Source organism: Serratia grimesii NBRC 13537 (assembly GCF_001590905.1).
GTDB lineage: Bacteria > Pseudomonadota > Gammaproteobacteria > Enterobacterales > Enterobacteriaceae > Serratia > Serratia grimesii.
The window spans coordinates 183,792-200,741 of sequence record NZ_BCTT01000002.1 but is presented as its reverse complement, the minus strand read 5'-3'; the positions used below and the strand labels follow the sequence as shown (position 1 = coordinate 200,741).

Sequence of the window (16,950 nt, the reverse complement as noted above, 5' to 3'; positions counted from 1 at the left end):
TAAAAAGGCCGGCATTCGCCGGCCTTTTCTATTAGTTCAGCGCGGCCAGCGCTGCATCGTAGTCCGGCTCGTTGGTGATTTCATTCACCAGTTCGCTGTACAGTACGTTGTCCTGGCCATCCAACACCACAACCGCGCGTGCAGTCAGACCCGCCAATGGACCTTCAGCGATTTCAACACCGTAAGCCTGTTTGAACTCTGCACCACGCAGGGTAGACAAAGTAACAACGTTGCTCAGGCCTTCTGCGCCACAGAAACGTGATTGTGCAAATGGCAGATCAGACGAAATGCACAGCACAACGGTATTATCCAGACCGCTGGCCAGTTGGTTGAATTTGCGTACTGACGCCGCGCAAACGCCGGTATCAATACTTGGGAAAATGTTCAGGACTTTACGTTGCCCTGCGAAGCTGCTCAGCGCTACGTCTGACAGGTCTTTGGCAACCAGTGAGAAGGCTTTGGCTTGTTCGCCTGATTGTGGCAGGTGGCCTGCAACGCTTACCGGGTTACCTTGAAAATGTACTGTCTGAGTCATTAGCTTGATTCCTTTATTTTGGGTACGTACAAAGGGCATGAGCCTAATAGACGTGCCTTCCGGCCCGTGTTTAACATTAGGTTCACACCCTGGCCTCAGTTTATGTCAACAATTGTGGGTTGGATATATAAAGTTTGCTAAATAGTTGTATATATTAGAGTGTGTCGAAAAAACCGCCCGCGCATCTGTCCGACTTTATGCGCTATTTCCGCCCAGGAGCCGCTATGAGAAGCATGCGTTTTTACCCAGAAGCCTGGCCGTTGCATACTGCCTTTGTTATTGCCCGCGGCAGCCGTACTGAAGCCAAAGTGGTGGTGGTCGAAATTGAACAGCAGGGCGTGCGTGGCATTGGTGAATGTACGCCATATCCCCGTTACGGTGAAAGTGAAACTTCGGTGATGGCACAGCTTGCTGAAGTGGCAGTGGCTGTCGAACAAGGTGTGACACGTGAGCACTTGCAGGCCCTAATGCCGGCTGGTGCTGCGCGTAATGCAGTCGACTCCGCATTGTGGGATTTGGAATGCCGATTGAATGGTCAGAACCTTTGGCAACGCAGTGGTATTACAGAACCGGAGCGCATTTTGATGGCGCAAACCGTCAGTATCGGTTCGCCGGAAGCGATGGCTTTTGCCGCACGTGAACTCGAGCAGCAAGGTGCTCGATTGCTGAAGATCAAACTAGACAACCATTTGATCAGCGAACGATTGGTGGCGATCCGTGCGGCGGTGCCAGATGTGACATTGATTGTCGACGCCAATGAGTCGTGGCAAGTGGAAGGTCTGGCGTCCCGTTGCCAACTGCTGGCGGATTTGGGTGTGGCGATGCTGGAACAACCGCTGCCGGCGACGGATGACAGCGCGCTAGAAAACTTTATTCATCCGTTGCCTATTTGTGCTGATGAGAGCTGCCATACCCGCAGTGATCTAGCCAAATTGGCTGGCCGCTATCAAATGGTCAATATCAAGCTGGACAAAACCGGTGGCTTGACGGAAGGGTTGGCGCTGGCCGAGCAAGCGCGGGAAGAGGGCTTTGCCATTATGCTGGGCTGCATGCTGTGCACCTCGCGGGCGATCAAGGCTGCGTTGCCGCTGGCCCCGGGGGCACGTTTTGTCGATTTGGACGGGCCGACCTGGTTGGCGAAGGATGTTGAACCTGGGCTGGATTTTGAATGTGGGGCGATTAATCTCGCCCCATAGCCGGTATTAGCCCGGGTAAGTCAGCAATTCAACCATGGCGTCGAGATATTTCTCACTGGCGGCATCGGCTGATATTGGCGGGAACTCTGCGGTAATACAGGGCAGTGACAGGTCGGCGCACCAACTGCCGAATGATCCTGGCGTCTCGTAGCCAACGCTGGTTACCAGCGGTAAGGCAAACTTATGCGAAAGCCAAACGCCAAGCCGCGAGCTGGCTGGGTCTTCAATACAGGCTAAAGGTTCGTGGAACGACACTACCCAGTGTGGCTTCAGCCGATGGATCAGATGGCAGAGTGCCTGAGTTTCCGGTTCGGAGCCTGGGCGCCCTCCGGTAGAGAGTTTGACATCCCGCGCTTCTGCCGCGCTGTTCCAGCGATAAACCGTATCGCCGGAACGCCAGTTGGCCGCGGGGAAATTACGGTTGAGATCCACTCCGTTGGCATTGGCGCGTAGCCCAAGTTGACAACCGTCGGGATTGACCGCCAGCACAACATGATGGCGCAATTGATTTGGCGCGATGCTGCGTAGTGCACACGACAACGTAACAATAGCGGCACCTTCATCACCGTGGGTGCCCGCGATAATCAGCCCGGTTTCCGGGCCGCTGACGGCCGCCGGGAAATAGAGGAGCGGCGCGCCCAACAACGAACTGCCGTAATTCTCTCCTGCAACGGCCAATTGGCCACGTTCACTGCGCGGTCGATGCTGGATCATGGTGTGGTCCCTGATTTAAAGGTCGAGAGTGATTATCATTTTATTCAGTGTATTACGCTTTAGCTTAACTTTCCCAGAGCAATTTCTCACCAGTGATAAAAATCAATTGTCCTAAATACTCGAACAGTGAATCTGATTATTGCTGACTGTTGGACGACATTGTCTTCGCTACACTGGTTCTATCGTGAATAGATAAACGGGAGTACATCATGAAAGCCATTGCAGTTAAGCAGCTCGGCACTTCGCCAGAACAGGTAGAGATCGCCAAACCGGTACCACAACCCGGGCAGATACTGGTCAAGTTGGCCGCTGCCGGGTTGAATCCGTTTGATTGGCGAGTCGCTGAAGGTATTTTGCAGGGGAAATTACCGCACGTTTTCCCTCTGGTACTCGGTACCGATGGTGCTGGCGTGGTTGAGGCGATCGCTGATGATGTCACTCGATTCAGCGTGAATGACCGGGTGGCCGGGAAATTTTTGTTTGGCATTGTGGGGGCCGGTAGCTATGCACAATATGCGGTTATCGATCAGCGTGCGGTACTGGCGCGGGTACCCGATGACGTGAGCTTGACCCAAGCCGCAGCACTGCCTACTGCGGCCGGAACAGCATTAAAACTGGTTGAAAAACTGCAATTGGCGGCCGGTGCGATATTGCTGGTGGTGGGCGCGACCGGTGGCGTTGGGCGTTTTGTCATTCAACTGGCTAAACGACAGGGACTGAAAGTTATCGCTACTGGTGGCGCTGATGCCGAAGCCGCGTTACGTGAATTGGGGGCCGAAGAGGTAATTGATCATCACCGAGCACCGTTGCAGCAGCAGTTACACCAACAGTATCCACTGGGAGTAGACGGTTTGATTGATCTGGTCAGCAATGCCGAGGCTTTCAGCGCCTTGCTGGTTATTTTGAAAAAAGGCGGCGTGGCTTTAAGCACCATTTGGTCGACTGCGCCTGAACAACTGCATCAACAGGGCCTGCGGGGCGGTAACATTGAGGCACAGATCAACGCGGATGAACTGGAACAGCTGTTACAAAGTGTCGCGCGTGGTGAGTTGCAGGTGCCGGTTGAGCGTTTGGTCTCTATTCAACAGGCGCCGGAAATGCTGGCGCAAAGCAAAGCAGGTGGCTCTCGTGGTAAAACTGTGTTGAATATTGATTGGTGATGCCATAAAGCACGCCCGCTATTTCTCCCGCTGTTGTTATACTATCGGCAAAGCTAACCCAATAACCAAACAGGGGATTTAACATGCCAGTAGCCAGAATAGTAGCCAGCTATAGCGAAAATGATAAGGATACCATTACGCTGCTGTGCGGCGTGGACGAGGAAAACCAAATCCGTCAGGGGGAATGGTTTGGCGTGGTGAAGAACGACGACGGGCGTGGCGATGAGTCAAACTATCCGTTTACCCTGCACGTCGACTACCAGAAAAACAGCTTCTATCTCGATTATGGCTATGACGATGCCGAATCGCGCCAGATGCAGAAAACCGATATTTATGCCAAGCCTTTGGCTGAAAAAGGTTTCTTCACCATTTTTGATGAAGAAGAAGGTGAAGAGTTCAGCTACCGTATCAACAGCATTCATCTTTACGAATAAAAACGGCTGAAACAAAAATGCCCGTATCGACATTGTCGTGCGGGCATTTTTTATTGCCTGGCCCCCAGTTTTTGCATCTTGTCCGTCTTGAACTCTAGGTGAGTCTAATCTTGTGCTATAAGATAAAAAATTCAGATGGTTAACTGGGGATGAATCAGAATGACGAGAAAAAAAATTCAACAGGGTTTTCGTTTGGCATTGTGTGCAGTGGCGATTGGCGCAGGATTGAACAGCGCAATGGCCGCGCAGGTTCCCCCAGGTACCCTTCTGGCGGAAAAGCAGGAAATTGTTCGTCATATTAAAGATGAACCCGCCTCACTGGATCCGATCAAAGCGGTAGGGTTGCCGGAAGCGCAGCTAGCGCGCGATTTGTTCGAAGGATTGGTGAATCAGGACGCCAACGGTAAGGTGATCCCTGGTGTGGCTACGCGTTGGCAAACAACGGATAACCAAACCTATATCTTCACGCTGCGCAAAGATGCACGCTGGTCCAATGGTGACCCTGTCACGGCAAAGGATTTCGTTTATAGCTGGCAACGGCTGGTCGAGCCAAAAAACCTGTCCCCCTTTGCCTGGTTTGCTCAACTGGCGGGTATCCAGAATGCGGATGAGATCATTGCCGGTAAATTACCTGCCGACAAACTGGGCGTAACGGCGCTGGATGATTACACCTTTAAAGTGCAGTTGAACAAGCCGGTGCCTTATTTTGTCAGCCTGACCGCCAACTTCAGTTTATTCCCGGTGAACAAGACCGTTGTGGAGAAATTTGGCAACGATTGGACCAAGGTCGGTAATCTGGTGGGGAACGGTGCGTTTAAACTGCAAGAGCGGGTGGTCAACGAGAAGCTGGTGTTAGCGCCAAATGAACACTATTGGGATCACGCGCATACCGTATTGACCAAAGTGACTTTTGTGCCGATCAACCAGGAATCCAACGCCACCAAACGTTATCTGGCCGGCGATATCGATATCACCGAGTCTTTCCCGAAGAATATGTATCAAAAGCTACTGAAAGACATTCCGGACCAGGTCTATACCCCGGATCAGCTCGGCACCTACTATTATGCTTTTAACACCCAACGTGCGCCGACTAACGATGTGCGGGTGCGTAAGGCATTGTCTTACGCTATCGATCGCAAAATTATCGCCGAGAAAGTGTTGGGTACCGGTGAGAAACCGGCTTATCACTTCACACCGGACGTCACCGCCGGCTTTAAACCGGAAGTGAGCCTGTTACAGCAACAACCGCAGGCGGAGCTGGATGCCCAAGCCAAGGCATTGATGCAGGCGGCCGGTTATGGCCCGAACAATCCGCTGAAGCTGACGCTGTTGTATAACACGTCGGAAAGCCACCAGAAGATAGCGATAGCTGTAGCGTCAATGTGGAAGAAAACACTGGGTATTGACGTCAAGTTGCAAAACCAGGAATGGAAAACCTATATCGATAGTCGCAATACCGGTAATTTCGACGTAGTGCGTGCTTCTTGGGTGGGGGATTACAACGAGGCATCGACATTCCTGTCGCTGTTGAGTTCTACTCACAGTGGCAATATCGCCAAATTTAAAAGTGCGGATTACGACAAACTGTTGGCGCAGGCCAGCCGTGAAACGAACCCTGCGGCCCTGACCACAGATTACAACAAATTGGAGCAGATCATCGCTGAACAAGCACCGATTGCGCCGATTTACCAGTACACCAATGGCCGGTTAATTAAACCTTGGGTGAAAGGTTACCCGATCACCAATCCGGAAGACGTGGCCTATAGCCAGACGATGTATATTACCAAGCACTGATCATATTTAATCCGGCCCCGTTAATCGGGGTCGGATTATGTTTATTTGCCGAAGGATGAAATAAGTTCCCTGGGATTTATGTTAACCATGGCAACGACCCCTGTAAAAGTAAACAGGTGATGTCTTTATTTGGGTAATTAATAGTTGTACGGCGCTTGGCGTTATTTATAGGTTATAAGCTGTCTCGCATGGCATCGACCAGTACGCGACCTGCCATATCTGTTTGGGTAATGCGATAGCTGGTTGGATAGGAGCGACGAGTGCTCAGATGGTCATGGACTGAGACGTTGCCAACCTGTGCCCCATGGGCGTTCTTGACGATAAACTCACTGATTTCTTCTTGGCCCTGATTTTGCAAACTGACACTGCGGATTTTTTCCAGCGTATCGCTGTCATCTAATTTTAAATGGTCACGTAACATAACTACCTCCTCGTAGTTAGGGAAGTATATGCCTCTGAAATTTGAGCTGGAACAGCTTTGTGTTAATTTTTTATTGTTAATTTGAATTAAAATTGCTGTGAATATGTTAAGTCATAATAATGACGTCTTAGCCAGCGCTTTATTCACTATATTCGCTGAGATTGGCACTGGTTTTATTTCATCACGGTTATTATTAGTCTGCATCTTGCTTAAATAATGCCTTGCGACCAAGAGAAGATGGAAACACACAGGCCACGTCATGCGCACAACCAGGAATAATCAGCAAATCACGTTTGGCGTGCGGGGCAATAAATCGCCGATCGTAAGCGGCATAGGCAATACCGCGTTGTAGTCGATAGGGGCCTTGGGCCTCTGCTGCGCAGGACTTGTCGAGTATTTTGTAGAACGAACCTGGGGCATTACCGGTATCTTTCTCGCCTTCCATATAGATGATCTCCGCTGCTGCATAGCGCTGACGCACGGACTCAGGGTTTTGATCGAGGAAGGGAGGCGTAGAATCAATGCCGTATTTCCATCGATTGACGTTCGGGCAGGTGTCCGTATTACCTTCAACCCACTCAAAGCTACAGCGTCCTTTTTGGTTACAGTCCTGCCAGTCGATAGGGTGTGCGTTTTTAATCGGTTGCGGTCGATGACGATCAAAATAGAGCCAACTGCCCGGATCGGATATGACATAACGCAGGGTCACGCCGGCAGGTGGTTTGGCGAACCCAACATAGTGCTGCACAAACTGCGCACCAGCAGAAAACCCAGCGACAGTGACCGATTGTATTTGCGGCCATTTTATTTTCAGTTCTGTAACCAGACGATCTAGTGCAGCAAATGAGTTGGTTTGACCGAGAGAGTCCAGGCCACCCTCAATCCAGGAATTGCAGCTCCACAGCGCATCACCTGCCTGTGCGGGGGGGACACCCGGTGAATGGCAGTGCGCGGCCTGGCTGTCGCTGACGGGGAACAGTGGGGCGACCAGCAATGTGTCATCAGTTCTGGCAGACAGTTGGGCGGCCTTAATTGCGGCCTGTAGGGTTTTACCGGCATCTCGCGGGTGGCCATGAATGACGACCAACGCCGAGTGTGGTGAGCTAGCCTGCGGTTTAGCCACAAAGTACGGCAGTTGGCCTGATCCCGCCAGTTGTAGTTGGTAAGTGTCGGCATAGTGGTTCAGGGGCGGGCTGGCGTGCAGGTAGAAAGCGCACAAGAGCCCAACCAGGCTCAGCGGACGGCAGAGTAACGTAATTGCTTTCATTGTCATCATCCTGCCGCGGTACCTAAAAATTCGCGTAATTGCTTCAGCAACTCACGGGCCTTACTTGCTTCCAGCGCTTGTTGATAATAGCGAAAGAAGCGCGTTTCGGCACCGGTGTTACCGGCTTGCGATAGCTGCTTGAACGTCATGTATAACAACCATCCCATGGTCATAAGGAATAACAAGACCGGGAAGAGCAATTGCCCGTAGTTGGCTATTTTAGCCCCTGGCAAGAATGAAACCGATGATGGCGTAATGATCACGCCCAACCGCTGCATACCTAACTGTGCCAGAGCAGGTAACAGGACCAGCAGGCTAACAAAAAATAGATACTGCACGAAATATCGGCATGACAGCAAAAAACGTTTAAAGCCATTATCTGCCCGCGCGCTCAACATGAAGCCATTAGGCGTCACCCGCAGTATCTGTTGTTGAGAGTGGGTAAAGCGATACAGTTCCAGCGCCCGAATAGCATCTGGCAGCGCCAGCAGTTGTTGGAGCTCAAGCAGGCTGGCGTTTTTGCTACGCATATAATCCCTGAACAGTAGCAGTTGGATACGTTCACCTTTGTTAGATTCCACTGCTTCGATCAAGGCGCGTAATTTGCCGTGGTTTTCTTGCCTGATGCGAAACGGCGTTTTGACGATGGCGATGAACAGGGTAATGAGAGGGAGAAATACGCCCTTCAAAATATCCGCAGCACTAATATCAAACATGATTTTCTCCTGTTGGGTATTCAGTCACTCCTTTGCATGCACAAGTATAGTGAGTTCTGGCCCGAGCGAGAAACCAACCCTTACAGCTTGGTCTTTGATCTGCATACCAATAACGCTAGACTCTCGGATAACTGAAAAGCAGAGGGGATGAGGAATGGAAGTCATTGAGGGGCGCGAGTTACAGGTTCCTGACGCAGTGTATGCTTACCAGCTTGACGGCAAGGGCGGCGTAACACCGATTGATTACGAAGATAAAGTCACCTGCGACGAACCTTGCTGGTTGCATCTCGATTATGCACACTCAGCCAGCGCCGAGTGGCTGACCACCACGCCACTGTTGCCGGATGCGGTAAGAGAGGCGTTATCTGGAGAAAGTTCACGACCGCGTGTCAGTCGGGTTGGCGACGGCACTATGATCACGCTGCGCAGTATCAATTTTAACACCAACTCGCGGCCGGATCAGTTGGTGACTATCCGTGTTTATATGACTGACAAACTGATCGTGTCTACCCGTCACCGTAAGGTGTACTCCATTGATCAGGTAGTGAACGATCTGCAAAATGGCAGCGGGCCGACAAACAGCGGTAATTGGCTGGTGGAAATATCCGATGCGCTGACAGACCATGCCAGTGAATTTATCGAAGACTTGCACGATAAGATCATCGATCTGGAAGATTCGTTGTTAGAGCAGCAAATCCCTGAACGTGGGCAACTGGCGTTGATCCGCAAACAATTGATTGTACTGCGTCGCTATATGGCGCCGCAGCGTGACGTATTTTCCCGCTTGGCAAGCGATCGCTTGCCCTGGATGAACGATGATGATCGTCGCCGTATGCAGGATATCGCCGACCGGTTGGGGCGAGGCCTGGATGACCTTGACGGCAGCATTGCACGTACCGCGATCCTGTCCGACGAAATCACCACCGTAATGGCCGACGCCATGAATCGTCGTACCTACACGATGTCTTTGTTGGCGATGGTGTTTTTACCAACCACCTTTTTGACCGGACTGTTTGGCGTCAACCTTGGTGGTATCCCTGGCAATACAGCCCCCTTTGGTTTTGGGACGTTTTGCCTGATGCTGCTCGCATTGGTGTTCGGTGTGGGCTGGTGGCTGAAGCGACGTCGTTGGCTGTAGCCAAAAAGCCCTGAAAACCCGGCTAACATTGAGCGATATCAACTTTTCCGGGGGGGAAATGGGGCATGATCTCTCTCGCAGGTGAATGCAACGTCAAGCGATGGGCGTTGTGCTCCATAATTGTCTTACTTTCTTATATTTAGAATTACTGCATAGCACATTGATTCATACGATGCCGGTTTAATCACCGGCATTTTTTTGTCTGCAATTTGCTCCGTCAGGCGGCGCTCTCATCCCAAAAACTGGCCTCGATCTTATGCCCGTCCAGATCGCGCACAAAGCAGCCATAATAGGCTTCACCATAATGTGGTCGTGAGCCGGGAGCCCCTTCATCTTTCGCACCAGCCTGCAGTGCCTGACGGTAGAAATCATCAACCTGTTGTTTACTGGTAGCGAAAAACCCTACATGTAGACCGTTACCGGTTGTAGCCGGTTTTCCGTCGATAGGGATCTGCAACCAGAATTCCGGGTAATCGCGTCCATAGCCAATAGCGCCAGGATGTTCTAACACCCGCCGGCAGCCTAATGCGGCAAGTGTGCGATCGTAAAAATCAGCTGCGGCGTCAAAATTATTGCTGCCAAGAGAAACGTGGGATAAGCAGGGGGTGATGTTCATCGGTAATCTCCAGGTGACTGTATAAAAACACAGTATAGGATAAAAACGGCACTGTCCGATGAATTCTGCTGAAATTGCGAGCGGGATCGACAACTGGAGAAGGAAAATAGCCGCCCGCAGCATGCGGGCGGAATACGGGCTTACTTGATTTCGAGAACGTCTAAACGCACCGGGACGGCGTCATCCGCATCTTCCGGTTGCCAGCCGATCGGCTGCATGGGGATGTCTTCGCGGTCGAAGGCCAGATCGCCACCGTCAACAACGTCACTACCGTGATGGATGCCTTTGAAATCAAACAGGTTAAAGTCACTTAAGTGCGAGGTGACCACGTTCTGCGTTGCGCTGAACATGGTTTCCAGACGCCCAGGGTAACGTTTATCCCAGTCACGCAACATATCGCCAATCACCTGGCGTTGCAGGTTAGGCTGCGAACCGCACAGGTTGCACGGGATAATCGGGAAACCTTTGGCAACCGAGAAACGCTCAATGTCTTTTTCACGGCAATAAGCCAGCGGGCGAATGACTACGTGCTTGCCATCGTCGCTCATCAGTTTAGGTGGCATGCCTTTCAGCTTACCGCCATAGAACATGTTGAGGAACAGCGTTTGCAGAATGTCGTCACGGTGGTGGCCAAGGGCAATTTTGGTCGCACCCAGTTCGGTAGCGGTACGGTAAAGGATCCCGCGACGCAGGCGTGAGCACAGTGAACAGGTGGTTTTGCCTTCAGGAATTTTGTCTTTGACGATGCTGTAGGTATTTTCCTCAACAATCTTGTATTCCACCCCCAGGCTTTCCAGATAGGCCGGCAGAATATGCTCGGGGAAGCCTGGCTGCTTCTGATCGAGGTTGACCGCAATCAGCGAAAAGTTGACCGGTGCGCTCTGCTGCAGATTACGCAGGATCTCCAGCATGGTGTAGCTGTCTTTGCCGCCGGACAGGCAGACCATGATACGGTCACCTTCTTCAATCATGTTGAAATCGGCGATCGCTTGGCCCACGTTACGACGCAGACGCTTTTGCAATTTGTTCAGATTGTACTGTTCTTTTTGACTAACTGTTTGTTGTTCTGACATTTAAATCGTGCTCGTTCTCAATTGGGGGCACTATGGGCATAAAGTTTTAGGCAGCGAGTTTAGCATTCTATGGGCTGCTTGGGTATTTCATCCATACACCCCGCTGATTGCCGATTCTCAATACACGCGAGCACGCGGCAAATCGGCCACCCGTGTGGTGTAAGCGGGAGAGAGAAACTCACGCTTCATCGACCATGTCTGTTGGTTTCCTTGTCCAGCAAACCAGATCCCGGCATGGCCGGACTGATTGATTTTATCCAAAGCGGCCATCAAGCGTTCGCTGTTGGGGCGCGGCTGATATTCATCGAACAGGTCTAACTGAGCAACGCCTTGCGAGTAAAAGTCCTGTAGCATAACGCCGGCTTTTAGATAGCGGTGGCCGGGTTGCCAGATCTTGTCAAGGCATCGAATCGCGGCGGCGATGATGTCGCGTGTATCCTGCGTTGGCGTATTGAGCCTGATGCTCGCGGTGTTGCCGTAATACTTTTCATTGGTCGAGAAGGGGCTGGTTTTAACCCATGCATTGATATTCCGGCAATATTGGTGTTCTGCGCGCAGTTTCTCTGCCGCGCGGGAAGCGTGCATACAGATCGCCTGATGCATATCCTGGTATTCAGTGACGCGTTCGCCAAATGATCTGCTGCAAATGATCTGCTGTTTGGTTGGGGCAAACTCCTCGAGTGACAAACAGGGTTCACCGCGCAGTTCACGCACCGTGCGTTCAACCACCACGCTGAAATGCTTGCGGATCATTGTGGTGCTTGCATCCGCCAGCTGCAGGGCGGTTTTGATCCCCATATTTTGCAGCTCTTTGGTTAAGCGGCGTCCGATCCCCCAGACTTCCGCAACCGGTACCTGTACCATCAATTTTCGTTGTCGTTCCAGGTTGGAAAGATCAACCACGCCTTGGGTCTGACTCCATTTTTTCGCCGCGTAGTTCGCCAGTTTTGCCAGCGTCTTGGTCTGGGCAATACCGACGCCGACGGTGAGGCCGGTGCATTGCAGAACGCGGGTGCGTACCTGGTGTCCAAACGTGGCCAAATCGACACAATGTTGTACTCCGGCAAGATCAAGGAAGCTTTCGTCGATAGAGTACATTTCGGTCCGCGGCGCCATTTCTTCGAGCACGGCCATCACTCGCATCGACATATCGGCGTACAGCTCGTAGTTGCTGCTGAATGCGATGCCGCCGGCACGCTCAAAATCATGCTTTATCTTGAAATAGGGCGCGCCTGTTTTCAGGCCCAGGAGCTTTGCCTCTTTGCTCTGTGCCACCACGCAGCCGTCGTTGTTCGACAGCACAACAATCGGTCGGCCACGCAAGTCTGGACGCCACAGCGTTTCACAACTCGCATAGAAGTTGTTTACATCGGCCAGGGCGTACATTATTTCAGCCTGGTGATGGTTGAAACCACCACGCCGACGATGCTCAAATCGTCGCTGTCCTCGCGCAGCGGTATTGGCCGGAATTTCGAATTCATTGGCTCAAGCTGTTTAACAGGATGCAGGCACAGACGCTTAACCGTAAACTCACCTGCGATACTGGCGATCACGATATCGCCGTGGCAGGCACTAATGCTTCGATCGACAACCAACATGGATCCGTCGGTGATCCCGGCTTCGATCATGCTTTCTCCTGAGGCGATCAGAAAGTAAGTCGCCGAAGGGTGGCTAATACAGTACTCGTTGAGGTCAATCCGCGCGTGTATGTAGTCTTGCGCGGGGCTAGGAAAGCCCGCAGGGACCTTATCGGCGTAAAGCGGAATGAACTGTTTCTCTGGGGTTGGTGTGGGGAAAAAGTGTTTCATAATGCATTTCTCTATACTGTTTTTATATACAGTATAAGCGTATTTTAGCCATTACAACCATAAAGAAAGTCAGGGGCGAGACAATCCTCAGCTATCCCCTTGTTGGGCAAGATGATCCTCTCGGAAAATTTTTAGAGTGTGGATCACTGGGCCGAATATCAAAGAGGCTTACGCTTGGAAAGGTTGGTCTGGCAGAGTACCTTGCTGGGGTTAATCTAATTCGCATCGTGAAAAATAATGCCCATGGAATATCGCTCCCCCCGAGAGATCCGGCAGACACCATGCCGCAGATTCACCCGATAATACCCCCTGGATGAACGAACCGGGCGATGATTTACGGCCAGCACGATGGCATCCCCCAGTTGTAGAGGGACAACCTCTGCCTGGCCGGGTTTTTTGGGGTTACTTTCAGTCAGTAAAAGTTCTCCCCCGTCAAAATCCTGTCCGGGCTGGCTCAATAACACGATCACCTGGAAGGGGAAAACATGTTCACCATACAAATCCTGATGCAGGCAGCAGTAATCATCAGCCTCATACCGCAACAATAACGGAGTAGGGCGGCGCTGACCCGCATCATGGCATCGTTGCTGAAAGTCCTGATAATTGACTGGAAACCGGGCGGGTATGCGCATTGCCGCATGCCAACGATTCGCGACAGGTGCCAGAACAGGATACAAAGATTGTCGTAACTCTCCGACGAGATCGGGAAGCGGATTACTGAAATATTTATAATCCCCTTTCCCAAACGCATAGCGTTCCATAACGATATGACTCCGGAATCGCTCGTCACTGAAAAAAAGTCCTGCCATCTGTTGGCATTCTGCTGGCGTCAATAATGAAGGCAATACGGCGTATCCGTCCTGACCCAGTGATGTTTCGACGGCCAGCCAGTCATATCGCTGGTATCGGTTTTTATTCATATCCGTCGTGACCCTAAGCAGTGAGGTGTTGGCAGAAACCGGAAATAAGCTGTTCATAGGGATACCTTCTGCTGATTTTTTTTGGTTTCAGGCGCTAGCGCTGACTTCCAGGCTGCATACTCTTCTGGCATGCAGACGGCACAGGGACGGTATCCTGCCGCAATCGCCGTGGCCTTATTGGCAAAGAATACTCTGTGACGGACATATCCCCCGCGTGCGATAGCTTGCAGAGCAGCCCGACAATCCAGCCTGCCATATAGCCTATTTCGCCTATGTCCGCCCAGCGTGCCTGGAAGGGGACTTTCCTGCACATGTCCTGTTTCATCCGTCAGAAGATATCTTTTGTTGTCACTGGCCATCGGTTGTGGCCTCCAGTCAAGCCTTGCAGTGGAAAGACATTTCCAGCCCGACCCGCAATCCGGAACGCACACGGCTGATGGCATGCCGGCTGGTTACCCGGTAATAACCTTTCGTTCCGCGAAAGGGCCTTTCAGCCGTCGCGATAATGGCCATGTCTCCGGGTCTGAGTGGGACTACCAGGGGCCGTGACTGCATCCGGGGGCGTTGTTCTGTCATGACAAACTCGCCGCCAGTAAATTCATTGTCGGGCTCCGGCAGTACGGCCACAATCTGGAGAGGGAACAGGTACTCCCCCTCGTTCTGCTGGGTAAGACAGGCATAATCCCCTGCATTCAGCAGGTTCAGATGGGTCAGTTCGTGGACTTGCCCGGCATCCTGATTGATTTTCCGAAACGTTTCCCACTTTCCGGGATAACGAAACCCGACATCGAGGACCTCATTCCAGCGGTTAGCCGTGGGTACCAGATAGCGATACAGGCTTTCCCGCCACGCCGCGAGCGAGGAAGGCAAACCAGAAGAATAGCAATGCAGTGTCCCGCAACCTGAATCACGTTGCTCCAGTGTTTCGACCCTATGGTCAGCAGCGGTCAACTCGTGATAGTTGCTGGCATCCAGCATCCCGGACAGCAGAGCATATCCTTCAGCATCCAATTGATTGTTAATGTTGTTCCAGTCAATCTCTTTCAGCCGGGTCAACGTATTCAGCATGGTGAGGCTCTCCATCAGATATCTGTAGCCGTTTCCCGGCGCAGCAATTCACGTTTGCGCTCAATACCCCAGCGGTATCCAGCCAGATCACCGTTCTGCCTTACGACACGGTGACAGGGAATGGCAACCGCAATGTGGTTAGTGGCACAGGCACGAGCAACGGCCCGAACCGCTTTGGGCGAACCGATCTGTCGGGCAATGTCTGCATAGCTGACGGTGGTGCCGGGTGGAATATCCCGCAGGGCTAGCCAGACACGCTCCTGGAACGCGGTCCCCTGAACATCCAGAGGAAGTTGCAGCCCAAGAGACGGGGCTTCAATGAAGCCCACCACCTGTGCAATAAGTGATTCAAACTCACTGTCACAGCCAATGAGCTCAGCCTTCGGAAATTGATCCTGAAGATCACGAAGTAATGTTTCCGGGTCATCGCCCAGCAGAATGGCGCAAATTCCCCGTTGGCTTTGCGCGACCAGAATGGCGCCCAGCGAGCATTGCCCAACGGCGAACCGGATAATCGCTCCGATCCCTCCTGCCCGATAATCACGAGCGCGCATGCCAAGTAACTTATCCGATTCTTCATAGAAACGGCTGTTTGAGTTATACCCTGCATCATAGATGGCATCGGTAATTGAAGCGCCCGGCTGGGTCAGCTCCTCACGCAGCTTACGGGCCCGGTAAGCTGAACTGTATTCTTTGGGGGTCAGTCCGGTTTCAGACTTGAATAGTCGGTGAAAATGGAACGGGCTCATTCCGATTTCTTGCGCAATATCTTCCAGACGCGGAGGTGTCTCGGCAGCTTCGACCATGCGGCATGCTTGGGCGATCAATTTTGCACGACCTTCTGCTGCACTGGTTTTGTCCGCAACCGCCCGGCGGCTGCTCCGGTAACCTGCAGCCACGGCGTCTTCCTGTGTGCGGAAAAAGACTACATTCTCACGTTTTGGCAGGCGGGCGGTCGAGCTGGGGTGACAATAAACACCGGTGGTACGCACAGCGTACACAAAATGTCCGTCCGCACCTGCATCACGCAACTGAACGGCCATCCAGCGTTCGTCATCGGTCTGATATGCCGTGGTTTTGCTCATAATAAATGTCCCATCATTAGAGTAACGGAGACAGGGTAGAATTTAATTCGACCGCAAACACTCCGATTCTTGCTGGCATTATTCCGATTTTGGTAAACGCCAGAGATACCATGCTGCCACGGTTCTGAAAGGCCTCCAGGCCAGTCCAATATCCCGCATCTGACGTGGCGTTGGTGAGCTTTCCAATTTTTTTAATCTCCGAAAACCGTCCCTGACCCCCAGGTCGTCTACGGGCAAAATGTCAGCACGCTCCAGGGAGTAAATCAGGAACATTTCTACCGTCCAGCGTCCTACTCCACGTAAGGAGGTAAGCCTGTTGATAAGCTCGTCATCGGGCATAGCAAGCGCAGTAGAAAGGTCAGGTACGATCCCTTCCTGTTGTGCATGGGCAATCCCCAGAATGCTGGTGAGTTTGGCGGCAGAGAAGCCACATTGACGCAAACATTCCGGGTCGCAGGCCAGCAGTTGTTCTGACGTAGGAAAGCGCTGTGATGGAAACAGTGACAGCATGCGTCCCAGAATGGCATCACCGGCTTTTGCATGCAGCTGCTGATAAGCAATTGCCCTGATTAGCGCTTCATAAGGCTCTCTTTCCGGTCGGGTCTCATGCCGGCAATGCCCAGTCTTTCTGATATGCTCTGCCCAGTCACTGTCGAGTGATGACAAAAACAATTCAGCATCACGGCAGACGTCCCGGGTCAGAACCGTGGCGGTGGTTGTATTATTCACTGTTGTATCCTGAAATCGTCTGGCAAGTTGTCGTAAGGGCCTTATTCAGGCCAGGCAGGTTACGCCGCTTTGTTCCAACAGGTATACCCCGCCATCATTGAGATGTAATTCCCGCAACCCTTCATGAGTAATCGCCCAGCGGGCCTGGTCAGCGGCGACCAGACTGTCAAAATAAGCGATGACAAGCTGCCTGGCGAGGTCCTTTGGGGGGAGATCATGATAGGGGGGCTGGAGGTTCATTTTCAGTATTGTTCCCGTCTGTTATCTGGAGGGGCA

At 52.1% G+C, this 16,950-nt stretch carries 19 protein-coding genes; 5 read left to right on the top strand and 14 right to left on the bottom strand.

Annotated elements, in window-relative coordinates:
* Positions 1 to 31 precede the first annotated feature (31 nt).
* Positions 32 to 535, bottom strand: a complete 504-nt coding sequence (tpx, locus tag SGR01S_RS01860; RefSeq protein ID WP_037415704.1) for a thiol peroxidase — start codon at positions 533 to 535, stop codon at positions 32 to 34.
* 224 nt (positions 536 to 759) lie between these two features.
* Here tpx and ycjG point away from each other — a divergent pair, with 224 nt between their 5' ends.
* Entirely contained in the window at positions 760 to 1,731 is a 972-nt protein-coding gene (gene ycjG / locus SGR01S_RS01855) for an L-Ala-D/L-Glu epimerase (protein WP_061806363.1), read from the top strand.
* A gap of 6 nt (positions 1,732 to 1,737) precedes the next feature.
* Here the strand turns inward: ycjG and mpaA are convergent, their stop codons facing one another.
* Positions 1,738 to 2,445, bottom strand: a complete 708-nt coding sequence (gene mpaA / locus SGR01S_RS01850; protein ID WP_037415699.1) for a murein tripeptide amidase MpaA — start codon at positions 2,443 to 2,445, stop codon at positions 1,738 to 1,740.
* A 209-nt stretch (positions 2,446 to 2,654) separates the two neighbouring features.
* On the opposite strand from mpaA, the gene SGR01S_RS01845 reads away from it, so the two are divergent.
* From SGR01S_RS01845 to SGR01S_RS01835, 3 genes are all read left to right on the top strand, one after another.
* Complete coding sequence (locus SGR01S_RS01845) at positions 2,655 to 3,605, top strand: NADP-dependent oxidoreductase (protein ID WP_061806362.1); 951 nt, start codon at positions 2,655 to 2,657, stop codon at positions 3,603 to 3,605.
* Between the two features lie 83 nt (positions 3,606 to 3,688).
* A complete protein-coding gene (locus SGR01S_RS01840; protein ID WP_037415697.1) occupies positions 3,689 to 4,039 on the top strand; it encodes a hypothetical protein in 351 nt (116 codons plus the stop codon).
* Positions 4,040 to 4,198: 159 nt separating this feature from the next.
* Complete coding sequence (locus tag SGR01S_RS01835; RefSeq protein WP_061806361.1) at positions 4,199 to 5,833, top strand: peptide ABC transporter substrate-binding protein; 1,635 nt, start codon at positions 4,199 to 4,201, stop codon at positions 5,831 to 5,833.
* Between the two features lie 172 nt (positions 5,834 to 6,005).
* Here the strand turns inward: SGR01S_RS01835 and SGR01S_RS01830 are convergent, their stop codons facing one another.
* From SGR01S_RS01830 to SGR01S_RS01820, 3 genes are all read right to left on the bottom strand, one after another.
* Positions 6,006 to 6,254, bottom strand: coding sequence for a hypothetical protein (locus SGR01S_RS01830; protein ID WP_061806360.1), 249 nt, complete (start codon positions 6,252 to 6,254; stop codon positions 6,006 to 6,008).
* Positions 6,255 to 6,447: 193 nt separating this feature from the next.
* Positions 6,448 to 7,521, bottom strand: a complete 1,074-nt coding sequence (locus SGR01S_RS01825; protein WP_238320968.1) for a hypothetical protein — start codon at positions 7,519 to 7,521, stop codon at positions 6,448 to 6,450.
* A gap of 5 nt (positions 7,522 to 7,526) precedes the next feature.
* On the bottom strand, positions 7,527 to 8,237 hold the full coding sequence (locus tag SGR01S_RS01820; protein ID WP_037415694.1) for a hypothetical protein: 711 nt from the start codon (positions 8,235 to 8,237) through the stop codon (positions 7,527 to 7,529).
* Positions 8,238 to 8,391: 154 nt separating this feature from the next.
* On the opposite strand from SGR01S_RS01820, the gene zntB reads away from it, so the two are divergent.
* Positions 8,392 to 9,375, top strand: coding sequence for a zinc transporter ZntB (gene zntB, locus SGR01S_RS01815; RefSeq protein WP_037415693.1), 984 nt, complete (start codon positions 8,392 to 8,394; stop codon positions 9,373 to 9,375).
* A 217-nt stretch (positions 9,376 to 9,592) separates the two neighbouring features.
* Here zntB and SGR01S_RS01810 read toward each other — a convergent pair whose 3' ends face one another.
* The 9 genes from SGR01S_RS01810 to SGR01S_RS01770 all read right to left on the bottom strand — a co-directional run bounded on the left by SGR01S_RS01810 (position 9,593) and on the right by SGR01S_RS01770 (position 16,674).
* On the bottom strand, positions 9,593 to 9,991 hold the full coding sequence (locus SGR01S_RS01810; protein ID WP_061806359.1) for a VOC family protein: 399 nt from the start codon (positions 9,989 to 9,991) through the stop codon (positions 9,593 to 9,595).
* Between the two features lie 140 nt (positions 9,992 to 10,131).
* Positions 10,132 to 11,064 (bottom strand): tRNA 2-thiocytidine(32) synthetase TtcA, encoded by a 933-nt coding sequence (gene ttcA, locus SGR01S_RS01805; RefSeq protein ID WP_037415690.1) that lies wholly within the window; start codon positions 11,062 to 11,064, stop codon positions 10,132 to 10,134.
* Between the two features lie 117 nt (positions 11,065 to 11,181).
* Positions 11,182 to 12,450: a translesion error-prone DNA polymerase V subunit UmuC gene (gene umuC / locus SGR01S_RS01800; protein WP_061806358.1), complete on the bottom strand. Its 1,269-nt coding sequence runs from the start codon at positions 12,448 to 12,450 to the stop codon at positions 11,182 to 11,184.
* Positions 12,450 to 12,872: a translesion error-prone DNA polymerase V autoproteolytic subunit gene (gene umuD, locus SGR01S_RS01795; protein ID WP_061806357.1), complete on the bottom strand. Its 423-nt coding sequence runs from the start codon at positions 12,870 to 12,872 to the stop codon at positions 12,450 to 12,452. Before umuD ends, umuC begins: the two co-directional genes overlap by 1 nt.
* Positions 12,873 to 13,087: 215 nt before the next feature.
* Positions 13,088 to 13,849 carry a 2OG-Fe(II) oxygenase gene (locus SGR01S_RS01790; RefSeq protein WP_082797591.1) on the bottom strand — a complete coding sequence of 254 codons (762 nt, stop codon included), beginning with the start codon at positions 13,847 to 13,849 and terminating at the stop codon, positions 13,088 to 13,090.
* The gene (locus tag SGR01S_RS01785) at positions 13,846 to 14,151 is read right to left on the bottom strand and encodes an Ada metal-binding domain-containing protein (RefSeq protein WP_037415682.1); all 306 of its coding nucleotides are present in this window, start codon (positions 14,149 to 14,151) and stop codon (positions 13,846 to 13,848) included. The genes SGR01S_RS01790 and SGR01S_RS01785 overlap by 4 nt, the downstream gene beginning before the upstream one ends.
* A 16-nt stretch (positions 14,152 to 14,167) precedes the next feature.
* Complete coding sequence (locus tag SGR01S_RS01780) at positions 14,168 to 14,860, bottom strand: 2OG-Fe(II) oxygenase (RefSeq protein ID WP_061806356.1); 693 nt, start codon at positions 14,858 to 14,860, stop codon at positions 14,168 to 14,170.
* A 14-nt stretch (positions 14,861 to 14,874) separates the two neighbouring features.
* Positions 14,875 to 15,945: a bifunctional DNA-binding transcriptional regulator/O6-methylguanine-DNA methyltransferase Ada gene (gene ada / locus SGR01S_RS01775; RefSeq protein ID WP_037415677.1), complete on the bottom strand. Its 1,071-nt coding sequence runs from the start codon at positions 15,943 to 15,945 to the stop codon at positions 14,875 to 14,877.
* A gap of 78 nt (positions 15,946 to 16,023) precedes the next feature.
* Positions 16,024 to 16,674, bottom strand: a complete 651-nt coding sequence (locus SGR01S_RS01770) for a DNA-3-methyladenine glycosylase family protein (RefSeq protein WP_051922521.1) — start codon at positions 16,672 to 16,674, stop codon at positions 16,024 to 16,026.
* Positions 16,675 to 16,950: the final 276 nt, after the last annotated feature.

Coding starts and splice junctions, on each gene's coding strand:
- tpx (WP_037415704.1), bottom strand. CDS start 535: ATGACTCAGACAGTACATTTTCAAGGTAACCCGGTAAGCGTTGCAGGC.
- ycjG (WP_061806363.1), top strand. CDS start 760: ATGAGAAGCATGCGTTTTTACCCAGAAGCCTGGCCGTTGCATACTGCC.
- mpaA (WP_037415699.1), bottom strand. CDS start 2,445: ATGATCCAGCATCGACCGCGCAGTGAACGTGGCCAATTGGCCGTTGCA.
- SGR01S_RS01845 (WP_061806362.1), top strand. CDS start 2,655: ATGAAAGCCATTGCAGTTAAGCAGCTCGGCACTTCGCCAGAACAGGTA.
- SGR01S_RS01840 (WP_037415697.1), top strand. CDS start 3,689: ATGCCAGTAGCCAGAATAGTAGCCAGCTATAGCGAAAATGATAAGGAT.
- SGR01S_RS01835 (WP_061806361.1), top strand. CDS start 4,199: ATGACGAGAAAAAAAATTCAACAGGGTTTTCGTTTGGCATTGTGTGCA.
- SGR01S_RS01830 (WP_061806360.1), bottom strand. CDS start 6,254: ATGTTACGTGACCATTTAAAATTAGATGACAGCGATACGCTGGAAAAA.
- SGR01S_RS01825 (WP_238320968.1), bottom strand. CDS start 7,521: ATGAAAGCAATTACGTTACTCTGCCGTCCGCTGAGCCTGGTTGGGCTC.
- SGR01S_RS01820 (WP_037415694.1), bottom strand. CDS start 8,237: ATGTTTGATATTAGTGCTGCGGATATTTTGAAGGGCGTATTTCTCCCT.
- zntB (WP_037415693.1), top strand. CDS start 8,392: ATGGAAGTCATTGAGGGGCGCGAGTTACAGGTTCCTGACGCAGTGTAT.
- SGR01S_RS01810 (WP_061806359.1), bottom strand. CDS start 9,991: ATGAACATCACCCCCTGCTTATCCCACGTTTCTCTTGGCAGCAATAAT.
- ttcA (WP_037415690.1), bottom strand. CDS start 11,064: ATGTCAGAACAACAAACAGTTAGTCAAAAAGAACAGTACAATCTGAAC.
- umuC (WP_061806358.1), bottom strand. CDS start 12,450: ATGTACGCCCTGGCCGATGTAAACAACTTCTATGCGAGTTGTGAAACG.
- umuD (WP_061806357.1), bottom strand. CDS start 12,872: ATGAAACACTTTTTCCCCACACCAACCCCAGAGAAACAGTTCATTCCG.
- SGR01S_RS01790 (WP_082797591.1), bottom strand. CDS start 13,849: ATGAACAGCTTATTTCCGGTTTCTGCCAACACCTCACTGCTTAGGGTC.
- SGR01S_RS01785 (WP_037415682.1), bottom strand. CDS start 14,151: ATGGCCAGTGACAACAAAAGATATCTTCTGACGGATGAAACAGGACAT.
- SGR01S_RS01780 (WP_061806356.1), bottom strand. CDS start 14,860: ATGCTGAATACGTTGACCCGGCTGAAAGAGATTGACTGGAACAACATT.
- ada (WP_037415677.1), bottom strand. CDS start 15,945: ATGAGCAAAACCACGGCATATCAGACCGATGACGAACGCTGGATGGCC.